This is a genomic window from Pseudomonas lactucae (assembly GCF_016937615.1).
GTDB classification, from domain to species: domain Bacteria; phylum Pseudomonadota; class Gammaproteobacteria; order Pseudomonadales; family Pseudomonadaceae; genus Aquipseudomonas; species Aquipseudomonas lactucae.
On the sequence record NZ_JAFHKI010000064.1, the window covers coordinates 26,010 to 39,585 of the forward strand.

Genomic DNA, 13,576 nt, shown 5'->3' on the forward strand with positions numbered 1-13,576 from the left:
CAGCCGGGCTGTTGGCATTTGCGGATATCGCTTGATGCTTTATCGTCGACGCCGCACATGCGACCGAGACAACTGCTTCACACGTCAGGACTGGCTCTTCTGCCAGCGGTGCGCGTCTCTTCTGACGAGCCTAACAAGGCTACTGACGAGCACACTTATTCTGTAAGCAGGCGATCAACAGGTCGGCTGTGCCCATCGATGAGCTTCCGAGGCCGCCCATAGGCCAAGACCGGACTCCCGGGCAAATTTTCTTCGCCGAATGCTGACGAGCACTAACGTCAGCGATTATTCGGCAGATACACTTCCTGGCAGCTCAAGCGAACAATTGATGGTCAAGCCACTCGATACGTGCGCCTGAGCACTTCACGGGCCCTCATTTACACGCAGTGATGACGAGAACGCCATGGCCGGGCTAATTCCCCAGAGCTTTATTGACGACCTTCTGAACCGCACCGACATCGTCGATGTTGTCAGCTCACGCGTGCAAATGAAGAAAGCGGGCAAGAACTACACCGCCTGCTGCCCGTTCCACAAGGAAAAGACCCCGTCGTTCAGCGTCAGCCCCGACAAGCAGTTCTACTACTGTTTCGGCTGCGGCGCGGGTGGCAATGCCCTCGGCTTCATCATGGACCACGACAACCTGGACTTTCCCCAGGCGGTCGAGGAACTGGCCAAAGCCGCCGGCATGGAAATCCCTCGCGAAGAAAGTGGTCGCCCGCATAAACCCCGGCAACCCACCGACTCGCCGCTGTACCCGCTGCTGACTGCGCCGCCGACTTCTACCGCCAGGCGCTCAAAAGCCATCCACAGCGCAAAGCCGCCGTCGACTACCTCAAAGGCCGCGGCCTGACCGGTGAAATCGCCCGTGACTTCGGCCTGGGTTTCGCCCCGCCGGGCTGGGACAATCTGTACAAACACCTGAGCAGCGACACCCTCCAGCAAAAAGCCATGATCGACGCCGGCCTGCTGGTGGAAAACGCTGAAACCGGCAAGCGCTATGACCGCTTCCGCGACCGCGTGATGTTCCCGATCCGCGACAGCCGTGGCCGCATCATCGCCTTTGGCGGCAGGGTATTGGGGGACGACAAGCCCAAGTACCTGAACTCCCCGGAAACCCCGGTATTCCACAAAGGCCAGGAACTCTACGGCCTGTTCGAAGCCCGCAAAAACAACCGCAACCTCGATGAAATCATCGTGGTTGAAGGCTATATGGACGTGATCGCCCTCGCCCAGCAAGGCTTGCGCAACGCGGTCGCCACCCTCGGCACGGCGACCAGCGAAGAACACATGAAGCGCCTGTTCCGCGTAGTGCCCAGCGTGCTGTTCTGCTTCGACGGCGACCAGGCCGGCCGCAACGCCGCCTGGCGCGCCCTCGAAGCGACGCTGCCGAGCCTGCAGGACGGTCGTCGTGCACGCTTTTTGTTCCTGCCCGAAGGCGAAGACCCGGATACCCTGGTGCGCGCCGAAGGCACCGATGCATTCCGCGCGCGCATCAACCAACATGCTCAGCCGCTGGCAGACTACTTCTTCCAGCAACTGACCGAAGAGGCCGACCCGCGCTCGCTCGAAGGCAAGGCCCATATGGCCACCCTCGCCGCGCCGCTGATCGACAAGGTACCAGGGGCCAACCTGCGCACTCTGATGCGCCAGCGCCTGCTGGAAATTACCGGTTTAAGCGGCGAAGCGGTCAGCCAGCTGGTGCACAGCGCCCCCCAGGACGCGCCGCCAGCCTACGACCCCGGCATGGATTACGACGCCATGCCGGACTATGCCGATTTCCACCAACCGCACGAGGCCTATGCGCCTCAGCAGGACTGGACACCGAAGAAACCCGGCGCCGGCGGCAAGAAATGGGATAAGAAACCCTGGAGCAAGAACGGTAAGCGCGGTGATCGCGACGAGGCCTACGCCCCGCGCACCCCGGTTGCTGTAGAAGCGCCCATGCTGATTGCGCTGCGCACGCTTATTCATCACCCGCAACTGGCGGGCAAGGTCGAGAGCGCCGATCATTTTGCGAACGAAAGCAACAGTTATGCTCAAGTGCTGATCGCCCTGATCGAGGCCGTGCAGAAAAATCCTAAGCTAAACTCTATTCAGCTGATGGCTCGCTGGCACGGCACAGAGCAAGGCCGCTTGTTGAAAGCCCTCGCGGAAAAGGAGTGGCTAATTGACGGCGACAACCTTGAACAACAGTTTTTAGACACCATTACTAGGTTATCCGCGGGTCAGCATACGCAGACTCTCGATGAACTGATCAAGAGAGCGCGGCAGCCGGGATTATCGGCTGACGAGCAAATTCAGATAGCAAAACAGATGCGCGACCTCTTAAAACAGAACGTTTGCACATCAAACCCGACCTCAGCTGGCGTGTGAGGTCATAGCTCGGGTATAATCCTCGGCTTGTTTTTTGCCCGCCAAGACCTTCAGTGGATAGGGTGTTATGTCCGGAAAAGCGCAACAGCAGTCTCGTATCAAAGAGTTGATCACCCTTGGTCGTGAGCAGAAGTATCTGACTTACGCAGAGGTCAACGATCACCTGCCTGAGGATATTTCAGATCCAGAGCAGGTGGAAGACATCATCCGCATGATTAATGACATGGGGATCCCCGTACACGAGAGTGCTCCGGATGCGGACGCCCTTATGTTGGCCGACGCCGATACCGACGAGGCAGCCGCTGAAGAAGCCGCTGCAGCGCTGGCCGCGGTGGAGACCGACATCGGTCGCACGACTGACCCTGTGCGCATGTATATGCGTGAAATGGGTACCGTCGAGTTGCTGACGCGCGAAGGCGAGATCGAAATCGCCAAGCGTATTGAAGAGGGTATCCGTGAAGTGATGGGCGCCATCGCGCACTTCCCTGGCACGGTTGACCACATTCTCTCCGAGTACACTCGCGTCACCACCGAAGGTGGCCGCCTGTCCGACGTCCTGAGCGGTTATATCGACCCGGACGACGGCATCGCGCCGCCTGCTGCCGAAGTACCGCCGCCTGTCGATGCCAAAGCCGCGAAAGCGGAAGACGACTCCGACGACGACGAGGCTGAAGCCAGCACCGATGACGAAGAAGAAGCCGAAAGCGGTCCAGACCCGATCATTGCTGCCCAGCGTTTCGGTGCGGTTTCCGATCAAATGGAAATCACCCGCAAGGCACTGAAAAAGCATGGCCGCTCCAACAAGCAGGCAATCGCCGAACTGTTGGCCCTGGCTGAGCTGTTCATGCCAATCAAGCTGGTCCCGAAGCAATTCGAAGGCCTGGTTGAGCGCGTTCGCAGTGCCCTTGAGCGCCTGCGTGCACAAGAGCGGGCGATCATGCAGCTGTGTGTGCGTGATGCACGCATGCCGCGCACCGACTTCCTGCGCCAGTTCCCGGGCAACGAAGTTGACGAAAGCTGGAGCGATGCGCTGGCCAAGGGCAAGTCGAAGTACGCCGAAGCCATTGGTCGCCTGCAGCCGGACATCATCCGTTGCCAGCAGAAGCTGACCGCGCTTGAGAACGAAACCGGTCTGACGATTGCCGAGATCAAGGACATCAACCGCCGCATGTCGATCGGTGAGGCCAAGGCCCGCCGCGCGAAGAAGGAGATGGTTGAAGCGAACTTGCGTCTGGTGATCTCCATCGCCAAGAAGTACACCAACCGTGGCTTGCAGTTCCTCGACCTGATCCAGGAAGGCAACATCGGCCTGATGAAGGCGGTGGACAAGTTCGAATACCGTCGCGGCTACAAGTTCTCGACTTATGCCACCTGGTGGATCCGTCAGGCGATCACTCGCTCGATTGCCGACCAGGCCCGCACCATCCGTATTCCGGTGCACATGATCGAGACCATCAACAAGCTCAACCGTATTTCCCGGCAGATGCTGCAGGAAATGGGTCGTGAACCGACCCCGGAAGAGCTGGGCGAACGCATGGAAATGCCTGAGGATAAGATCCGCAAGGTATTGAAGATCGCTAAAGAGCCGATCTCCATGGAAACCCCGATCGGTGATGACGAAGACTCCCATCTGGGTGACTTCATCGAAGACTCGACCATGCAGTCGCCAATCGATGTCGCCACTGTTGAGAGCCTTAAGGAAGCGACTCGCGACGTACTGTCCGGCCTCACTGCCCGTGAAGCCAAGGTACTGCGCATGCGTTTCGGCATCGACATGAATACCGACCACACCCTTGAGGAAGTCGGTAAGCAGTTTGACGTGACCCGCGAGCGGATCCGTCAGATCGAAGCCAAGGCGTTGCGCAAGTTGCGCCACCCGACGCGAAGCGAGCATCTGCGCTCCTTCCTCGACGAGTGATCCCAGAACCCCCGGCCCAGGCCGGGGGTTTTGCTATCCATTAGATAAAAACTCCCCGCAATACCCCTCCCCTGAAATGCCCGTCTACACTCGAACAATTCCCCGTGCCATAACGAGACCGTTATGCCCAGATTGCCGACCGTGATACTGCTGTCGCTGCTGACCTGGACCGCAACGGCTGGCGCGTTGACTCTTACTGATGATGAGCGTAGCTGGCTGACGGACCATCAGGAGCTGAGTCTTGGGGTGGATGCCTCATGGCCCCCCTTTGAATACCGCGATGAAGATGGCCGCTACCACGGCTTGTCGGCGGACTACGTGCGCCTGATCCAGGACCGCCTGGGCGTGCGGATAAAGCTGGTCGAGTCACCGAGTTGGAGTGCGGTCCTGGAAATGGCTCGAAGCAATCAGCTCAACCTTATCCCCAGCATCATGTCGACCCCGGAACGCCAGAATTACCTGGCCTTCACCCGGCCTTATATCGACTTCCCGATGGTGATTCTTGCCCACGAAGGCGGTGCACGGCCGCGCAACCTCAAGGACCTTTACGGGCTGAAAGTTGCCGTGGTGGAAAACTACGCGCCCCACGAGTTGCTGCGCACCCATCACCCCGATCTCAATCTGGTGGCGCTGCCTAATGTCAGCTCGACGCTGCAAGCCCTGGCAACCGGTGAAGTCGACGCGGTGGTCAGCGACCTGGCGTCCAGTGTCTGGAGTCTGCGTGAACTCAAGCTAGACGGCCTGTACGTAAGTGGCGAAACGCCTTATCGCTACCAGCTGGCGATGGGTGTCCCACGGGACGACAAGATGCTGGTGGGCATCCTGGACAAAGTCCTCGCCGACCTGAGCCCAACCGAAACTGACGCCATCCAGCAACATTGGGTAGGCAGTGCCACCGATAACCGTACCTTCTGGAACGATCTGTTGATGTACGGCCTGCCCGCCGTGCTGTTGTTGAGCACCGTATTGGCCATCGTGATTCGGATCAATCGCCGGCTCAGCTCGGAAATTTCCCGCCGGGTCGCCCTTGAACAGGAACTGCGTAGCAGTGAATACCACTACCGCGGCCTGGTGGAGAGCTTGTCGGCCATTGCCTGGGAAGCCAGCATCAGCGACTTCACTTACAGCTACGTGTCGCCCCACGCCGAGGACCTTCTCGGCTATCCACGCGCTCACTGGCTGATTCCGGGCTTCTGGCGCAACATCATTCACCCCGCCGACCTGACCCGCACCGAAACCTACTGTTATCGCGAAACCCGCGCCAACCGCGATCACAGCGTCGATTACCGGGTGATCACCGCCGATGGCCGCTGCCTGTGGGTGCGTGACATTGTCAGCCTGATCGAACACGGTCATGAACCGGTACTGCGCGGCCTCATGATTGACATCAGCGAAGCCAAGCGCACCGAAGAAGCCTTGCAGCTTTCCGAGCAGAAGTTTGCTTCAGTGTTCCAGCAGTGTCCGGACATCCTGGTCATTGCTCGGCTGTCCGATGGCTGCCTGCTGGAGGTCAATAAAGCCTTTGAAGATCAAATTGGCTTAACGGCCGCCCAGGTGATTGGTCGCAAAGGCACGGAGCTGGATATATGGGGTATACCGGGCATCGGCCCTGAATTGCTGAAGCGAGTCCAGAACACCAGTATCCACAACCTGGAAATGCCCTTCCTGCGCAGCAACGGTCAAGCCTTTACCGGGCTCATTTCTGCAGCGCCGTTCCAACTCGATACGGTCGAAGCCATTGTGGTCGTGGTACGCGATATCACCCAGCTCAAGGAAACCCAGCAACAGTTGCAGACCTCCGAAGAGAAGTTTGCCAAAGCCTTCCATGCATCACCCGATGGCCTGCTGCTCAGCCGCCAGCACGATGGCCTGCTGATTGAAGTCAACGAGGGGTTCAGCCGCATTACCGGCTTTGCCGCTGCGACTTCTCTTGACCAATCGACCCTGGAATTGGGTATCTGGGTCGACCTTAACGAGCGTAAACACATGCTGGAGCTGATGCACCGTGACGGGTTTGTCCGCGACTTCATTTGCCATATACGTCGCGCCGACGGGCAGATCCGCCTCTGCGAAGTCTCCAGCCGACCGTTGCCCATCGGCGATGACGACTGCATGCTGACCATTGCCCGCGATATTACCGAACGTCAGCTGATGCAGGAAAAACTGCAACAAGCCGCCACCGTCTTCGAGAGCACCGCCGAAGGCGTATTGATCACCGACATCCGGCAAAACATCAGCGCCGTCAACCGCGCCTTCAGCGAGATCACCGGTTACAGCGAAGCCGAGGCCCTCGGCCAAACCCCGCGCCTGCTCGCCTCCGGCCTGCACGACAGCGCGTTCTACGCGGCGATGTGGCACCAATTGACAGCCCAGGGTCATTGGCAGGGCGAGATCTCCAACCGTCGCAAGAACGGCGCGCTGTACCCCAGCTGGCTGACCATCAGTGCCGTGCGCAACCCCGATCAATTGATCACCCACTTTGTCGCCGTGTTTGCCGACATCTCCAGCCTCAAGCTGGCCCAGGCGCGCCTCGACTATCAGGCACACCACGATCCGCTGACCGGCCTGCCCAACCGCACGCTGTTTGAAAACCGGCTGCAGGCCGCCCTCAACGGTCATCAGGAAACCGGTAAACAGGGCGCGGTGCTGTTTCTTGACCTGGACCGCTTCAAGCACATCAACGACAGCCTCGGCCACCCTGTCGGCGACCTGCTGCTCAAAGACATCGCCGTGCGCCTCAAGGAACAACTGCGTGACATCGACACCGTCGCCCGCCTGGGCGGCGACGAATTCATCATCCTGCTGCCCGGCCTGCAACACGCCAATGATGCCGCGTACCTGGCCAATAAACTGCTGGCCTGCTTCACCCTGCCGTTCCAGGCCGGTGAACACGAGTTCTTTATCAGCGCCAGCATCGGCACCAGCCTGTACCCGCAGGACGGCACCGACGTCGCCACGCTGGTCAAAAATGCCGATGCCGCGATGTACCGTTCCAAGGCCAAGGGCCGTAACCGGGTCGAACACTACACCCGTGATCTCACCGCCCAGGCCAAGGAGCGCGTCGCCCTGGAGCACGAACTGCGTCGCGCCATCGAGCGTGACGAGTTGAGCCTCTACTACCAACCCAAACGAAGCCTCAAGACCCAGGCACTGATTGGCGCCGAAGCCTTGATCCGCTGGCATCACCCGACTTTTGGCGACGTACCGCCTGAACACTTCATCGCCCTGGCCGAAGAGAACGGCATGATCCTGCAGATTGGCGATTGGGTCCTGGAGCAGGCCTGTCGACAACTGCACGCGTGGCAAGGCACGTACCATGACTTCGGCTCGCTGTCGGTCAACCTTGCCGGGGCGCAACTGCGCCATCCCAACCTGCTGAGTCGCATCGAACAGCTGTTGCGCGACTACCACCTGGCCCCCGGCTGCCTGCAACTGGAGATCACCGAAAACTTCATCATGAGCCAGGCCGAAGAAGCCCTGGAAGTGCTGCACCAGCTCAAACATCTGGGTGTACAACTGGCAATCGATGACTTCGGCACTGGCTACTCGTCCCTCAGCTACCTCAAACGCCTGCCGCTGGATTTCCTGAAGATCGACCAATCCTTCGTCCGCGGCCTGCCCGATGACCCCCACGACGCCGCCATCGTGCGCGCCATCATCGCCCTGGGCCACAGCATGCAATTCACCATCATCGCCGAAGGCGTGGAAAACACCGCGCAACAAGCTTTCCTGGCCGCAGAAGGGTGCGAGCAAATGCAAGGCTACATCGTCAGCCTGCCCCTGCCACCCGAGCTTTTTGCAGCTTCCTTTCTTCGTAGACGCATTGAGGATTTTTCGGATAGCACACTAGAGAAACCATCGCTATAATCCGCGACCTGTTAAGGGCCTATAGCTCAGTTGGTCAGAGCAGAGGACTCATAATCCTTTGGTCCACGGTTCAAGTCCGTGTGGGCCCACCATATAAACCAAGGGCTGCAGCAATGCTGCAGTTTCGAGAGGGTGTTTTGGAATGCCTCCGAGGTACAGTTTCGGTACAGTCCGTGCCGATGTCTTCGGAGAACAGCATGGCAACTCTCGTAAAAACCCCATCAGGAACCTGGAAAGCGGTCATCCGAAAAGTCGGATGGCCGACAGCATCCAAAACGTTTCGCACCAAACGCGATGCAGAGGATTGGTCACGTCGAACCGAAGACGAGATGGTCAGAGGTGTCTACATCCAGCGCAGCGGATCAGAGCGGATGACCCTAGAAGCGGCGCTGAAGCGTTATCTGTCTGAGGTCACTCCTACCAAAAAGCCTTCTACTCAGAATGGCGAAGCAAGCAAGGCAAAAAAGCTCACTACCGAGCTGGGTAAATACTCCCTTGCAGCCCTCTCCAGCGAAATCATCGCAGCCTACCGTGACAAGCGACTGTCTCAGCCCGCAGCCCGCAAGCGCACATTGACCAGCAACAACACCGTTCGGCTTGAGTTGGCGCTCTTGGGACATCTTTACTCAACGGCAATCAAAGAATGGGGGCTCGGCCTCACATTCAATCCAGTTGCTTTTCAAAAAAAGATCCTGAGTGAGCAAACTTGGGAAGCAAAAAGCAAAGGCGAAAAGCTTCTACTGACAGACCTTAAAGGCAAGACATTTGCTTTCAATCGATCAGTTGATGAGAAAGGGCTGGATTGCCTGAATTGTGGCTTCGGCACAGGCATGCCTGAGTCTTGGCAGCAATTCGATCCAAACAAGTAAATTCAGACTCAAGGAGAGGTAATGACGAAAAGTTTCGCTTGGCCGCTCCTATGGAAAAGCCAGGTATTCCTTCATCGGACCGACGCGATCAAGTTTTCGCATCTTAAAAAGGTGCGCAACGTAGCGGGGCTCTGATTGCCTGCCGCTGCTTTTCGCTTAGATAGAGGGGTGCTAGACTTCTTGTCGATGTCTAGCACCCCTAGCGTTGCACCACCACAGCCCTGACCAGTCAAGACTCGACCCTCAGCTGGTCTAGGGCTTTACTTTTGCGGGCATCGAGGTGGGTGGATTGGCACTCGATGCCCGTAGCTCTTCTCCTCAGTAACTGCATTTTCGGCCTCCTCTAGGTCGTATCGGTTGTCAGCTAAACGTTGCACCACCACAGCCCTGACCAGTCAAGACTCGACCCTCAGCCGGTCCAGGGCTTTATTTTTGAGGGCATCGAGGTGGTGGATTGGCACTCGATGCCCGTAGCTCTTCTCTTCAGTAACTGCATTTTCGCTCTCCTCTAGATCGTATCGGTTGTCAGCTAAACGTTGCACCACCACAGCCCTGCCCTGTCCTGCCCAGTCAAGACTCGACCCTCAGCTGGTCCAGGGCTTTATTTTTTGAGGGCATCGAGGTGCGCGGATTGGCACTCGATGCCCGTAGCTCTCTTAAGCACTTGCCTTAGCCTTCGCTGTCCGTTTGGGCTTGCTGGATGAAGCCGGTGCCGGCGGAGATGGCGATGCTTTTTTGCTTCCTTTTGCGGCCTTGGCTGCGACTGCCTTCTCTGCTTTTTGGAGTTCTGCCCAATGGGCCTGGAATGCCTCGATATCGCCATAGGCACCAATCTCCGGGAGTCGCTCGATGAAGCGGCTATACAGGCCATCCTGAACCTTGCTGTGCTTACGCATCCACTCGACCGCAGCGTTAGGATTGGTGAGCATCACATAGTGAAATTCGCCGGATGCACCTGGCTTGGTCATGATGAAGTTCAGCTCCCGGAGCTTCTTCATCCGACGACGCCAGGTGTCCACGGCACGCTCCCCGAGAAAACCCGCTTCGGCAGCAAACGTGCTTGGATTCTCGATCGTTATGACCGGATGATCGGGCATACGCGCCCATAGACAAAACAGCACGTGCCCAGCAGGTTGTCCCTTCGAATCGGCGTCAATAATCTGCATGGCAATGGGTAGGGTCCGAGGGATCGTGCTGAAGCCATCGTGGGTTTTGCGCGTCCATTTCAACGCCTCGGAAATGTCAGGGAAGTGGACTAGCATCAGTTGCTGAGCACGTTCCGCCATCGTTAAGCGGCGTTTTGCTGACTGTTTTGCGTTGGCCATTGTGTAGCCCTTATCCGTTTTCTGTTGGGTCCAGTTTCCCGGCATTCGCTGACGATGGCAAACCGTCATTACACGCGTATATCACGCATTACTATGCACGCGAATTGACGATACAGCTTACTCAATTGCATGAAATAGCCTAACTCACTCCTTCGTATTGCGCGATATCGCGCAAATTCAGCTGAAAAAACTCATTAATTTCATAATGTTATGGCGAACCTGCGGTGCTCGTTGTGCTGAATGTACTCAGCGTGCTGTATGTGCTCGGTGTGCTGATGGGTGTAGGGTGTGGGAAGAGGGGCGTGAAATCCATTAACCCCTCCTGAAATTTTCAGAGAAGACTGTGCTGGGGTGACCTCAGTAGCGGACTTTGAAGGTCGGTGAATCCTCCGCCCGCAGCTGTCGGCGATCGTAGATCCGGGTGGTGCTGATATTCGCGTGGCCCAGCCAAGCCTGAACCTTGGCAATATCCGCCTCGTTTTCCAGGGCATTGGTCGCTGCGGTTGCCCGCAGACCATGCACTCCCAAGCCGGCCACCTCAATGCCGACTGCTTTCGCATAGCCTCCGACCATCACGTAAATACCATTCGCGGTAACGCCGGCGCCGGTCTGGCGGCCACGTAGGGGTTTGAAGAGCGGCACTTTGCTTTCTTCCTGGTGATACCCAGAAACCTGCAGATAGGCATGAATACGCTCGGCCGCGACAGGGTGCAGCGGCAGATAGCGCATCTTGCCGCCTTTACCGTGGATCTGCAGGTACTTGATGCCGCGTCGCTCCTGGATATCAGCCACCATCAATTGGGCCGCTTCCTCGCGCCGCAGGCCGTGATAGAGGAGTACCGCAAGAATTGCCCGGTCACGCAGTCCCTTGAGCGTTTCAGTATCTGGAGCATCGAGCAGCTGCTTGGCCTGGTGATCACCGAGGGCCGGTGTCTTGCCCTCGTTGCTTTCAACTCGGGGCCGTTTCACGCCATGCACGGGATTGCCTCCAGTGACCGCATTGTTCTCCAGGAGGTGATCGAACAGGCTGGCAAGCGCCGCCAGTTTGCGGCGTATGGTGGCCCCAGCCAGGCCTCGGCCTTCCAGCTGCGCGCGCCAAGCTAAAACATGGGAGCGCGTCACGGCGCGAAACTCCTCGGTGCCGACCAGACCGACAAAGCTGCAGAAGTCCTGCAGGTCATTCTGGTAAGCACGACGCGTGCGGTGGTTATCGATATTGGCGAACCACTCGACTGCGGCCGGCACGCTGGCCAACTGCTGGAACTCGACGGCTGTCAGTCGGCGTTCGCTGGAAAGGATGAGATCTGACACCTCAAACTCCCTTCAGATGTTTTTTATGGATCTCTTGGCAACGGTCAATGACTTTCTTTACGCGAGCATTAAGCAAGTAGTCGTTACGGAAACCCGGTGGGCAGATGCTTCTATCGCGCCAAAGAAAGCCGCCAAAAATGCCGCAGGGCGACGCTTCCAGTTCGAGTGAGAGTAGCACCAGGGTCATGTAGGCGTTGGGCACCTGATCTTCTTCAAATTGAACCCATTCGGTCCTCATGGTCTCCCTGACCGTTCCCGTAACGTTTTCCGGCACTGACTTGTAATGCACTAGTTTATTTCGCGCTTGCACGAGCTTAGCGAGGTGTTGGATTGCCAGACCTTTGTTGTCGAGCGATTGGCCACAAATCTGGCGGGTCAGCTTCTTCCATTTAGGTACCAAGCTCACCCTGTCCAGAGAAGGCTTGCTGGCTTCCAGATCACCCAGGGCTGTGGCCGCAAACTCAAATGCCGCCGCCTCGATGGCCATCGCAGCAAATACGATGGTCTTGATGCCGCTGACACGTGGTCCCTCATACCGGCCCAACCCACCCGTTGCGGCCTCATTCAGAAAATCCCCGAATGCTTGCTCGGCGATGTCGACATAGGTCTGCACCATCGAGCCTGCGCGGACCGGATGGATGTACCTGTGCGGTTCTAAAACATCCACCGACAGCTCCTTTTTAAAAGTGGTGATAACGTATTTTATCACCACTTATAGGCAGGCTATTTCGTGTAGCTGAGTGAGCCGGGATTAGCCCCCGACCCTTTGGTGGGACGTCACACTAATAGACCGTCTTGGGCGTCTGCGCCATCTGCGTCTGCAGCACGCTGATTTTTGATCAGTTGAGTGTTTTGAGCTTTGGTCAGCGATGCTCTGCGCTTGTTCGCACGATGAAATTTGGCGATGACAGGCATATCGCTGCCTACAAACGTCACAGGGTCTGACGGGTTGTTACGCAGATCGTTCTTGGTCATCTGCAGAGCCAGTACATCCGGATCGACGCCTTCTGCCAGAGACTGGCTGATGCGAGCCGCCACAACACCAGTACGCTCCTCCTGGTCGTGCGTTACCACCTCGAATGCATCGACGGCCTTGTCCGCGACCTTCCTGGCTTTGTTTTTAATTTCTTCAATCAAATCGGTCATGTGCTGGCTTCTCTTAGCGAGTAGTGGGTAACCAAGCCCTTAGGCTTGGAGCTTAAGACTATCTGCCGAGCGAGCTGCCGACCAGCAACGGCTGCCGACCTTAAAACCTTGAGATTTGCTTGAGAACGGCAGCGCATGCAACCCGCCCCAGGTATGCGCAAGGTATCGCCAACTGTAATATTACCTTGACATTACTTATAAATTCTTGTAATAATAGAACTACCAGACAAACGTCTGTTTTTTAGAGCGCCGCCATAAGGCGGCAATTAGGCTGTGCTTGTAAAGGCAGTCACTAAATGAGGCAATAAAATGAATAGCTTACTAAATCCATCTATGCCAGGAGCATATAAAAACCATGAAAAAGAAAAACGATACAACCGCCATCGAACGTAAACCTGATCTGCTAATAGAGTTCTACCCACACAAGGCTGTACTCAAGGAGATGGGTAAACTCCCAGATCAGGTGCGGGAAAGCTTCATCGTCAGCTTGCATCTGATGGCTAAACATCAACTGCCTGCTTGCGAGACCGATCAGTTGATCAGCATCCATAAGGATGTCTATGAACTGATAGAAAATGGATCCCCAGCTTACCGCTGTGTCTATACGATAGAAGTAACAGGTAAAATCATCGTACTGCACGCGTGCAAGAAAACCACGAATGGACCCGATCCACAAATCAAGTCCACCGTGACGCTACGCCGGAAAGCCCTGATTTCAGAGCTCAAGGCGGACGCAAAAGCGTCGAAGAAAGAGAAAAAGAAGTAAG

7 protein-coding genes, 1 tRNA gene and 2 pseudogenes are annotated in these 13,576 nt (G+C 57.1%); 6 read left to right on the forward strand and 4 right to left on the reverse strand.

All coding sequences use genetic code 11. The features are described 5' to 3' along the window. Positions 1–403 precede the first annotated feature (403 nt). From dnaG to JWR98_RS12995, 5 genes and pseudogenes are all read left to right on the forward strand, one after another. Positions 404–2,373 (forward strand): annotated as a pseudogene (gene dnaG, locus JWR98_RS12975) (DNA primase). 67 nt (positions 2,374–2,440) lie between these two features. Next, positions 2,441–4,291 carry an RNA polymerase sigma factor RpoD gene (rpoD, locus tag JWR98_RS12980; RefSeq protein WP_205490219.1) on the forward strand — a complete coding sequence of 617 codons (1,851 nt, stop codon included), beginning with the start codon at positions 2,441–2,443 and terminating at the stop codon, positions 4,289–4,291. A gap of 123 nt (positions 4,292–4,414) precedes the next feature. Next, positions 4,415–8,158, forward strand: a complete 3,744-nt coding sequence (locus JWR98_RS12985) for an EAL domain-containing protein (RefSeq protein ID WP_078734922.1) — start codon at positions 4,415–4,417, stop codon at positions 8,156–8,158. A 15-nt stretch (positions 8,159–8,173) separates the two neighbouring features. Continuing rightward, a tRNA-Ile gene (locus JWR98_RS12990) sits at positions 8,174–8,250 on the forward strand. Between the two features lie 105 nt (positions 8,251–8,355). Further along, a pseudogene (locus JWR98_RS12995) lies at positions 8,356–8,832 on the forward strand (site-specific integrase); the annotation flags it as partial. An 851-nt stretch (positions 8,833–9,683) separates the two neighbouring features. Here JWR98_RS12995 and JWR98_RS13000 read toward each other — a convergent pair. The 4 genes from JWR98_RS13000 to JWR98_RS13015 all read right to left on the reverse strand — a co-directional run bounded on the left by JWR98_RS13000 (position 9,684) and on the right by JWR98_RS13015 (position 12,809). After that, on the reverse strand, positions 9,684–10,352 hold the full coding sequence (locus JWR98_RS13000) for a hypothetical protein (RefSeq protein ID WP_225908692.1): 669 nt from the start codon (positions 10,350–10,352) through the stop codon (positions 9,684–9,686). Between the two features lie 357 nt (positions 10,353–10,709). Then, positions 10,710–11,663, reverse strand: a complete 954-nt coding sequence (locus JWR98_RS13005; protein WP_205490221.1) for a tyrosine-type recombinase/integrase — start codon at positions 11,661–11,663, stop codon at positions 10,710–10,712. A 1-nt stretch (position 11,664) separates the two neighbouring features. After that, positions 11,665–12,330, reverse strand: coding sequence for a hypothetical protein (locus JWR98_RS13010; protein WP_341869758.1), 666 nt, complete (start codon positions 12,328–12,330; stop codon positions 11,665–11,667). A gap of 110 nt (positions 12,331–12,440) precedes the next feature. Beyond that, positions 12,441–12,809, reverse strand: coding sequence for a hypothetical protein (locus JWR98_RS13015; RefSeq protein WP_122455295.1), 369 nt, complete (start codon positions 12,807–12,809; stop codon positions 12,441–12,443). A gap of 355 nt (positions 12,810–13,164) precedes the next feature. Between JWR98_RS13015 and JWR98_RS13020 the strand changes: the two genes are divergently transcribed. Further along, positions 13,165–13,575, forward strand: a complete 411-nt coding sequence (locus JWR98_RS13020) for a type II toxin-antitoxin system RelE/ParE family toxin (RefSeq protein WP_122413347.1) — start codon at positions 13,165–13,167, stop codon at positions 13,573–13,575. Position 13,576: the final 1 nt, after the last annotated feature.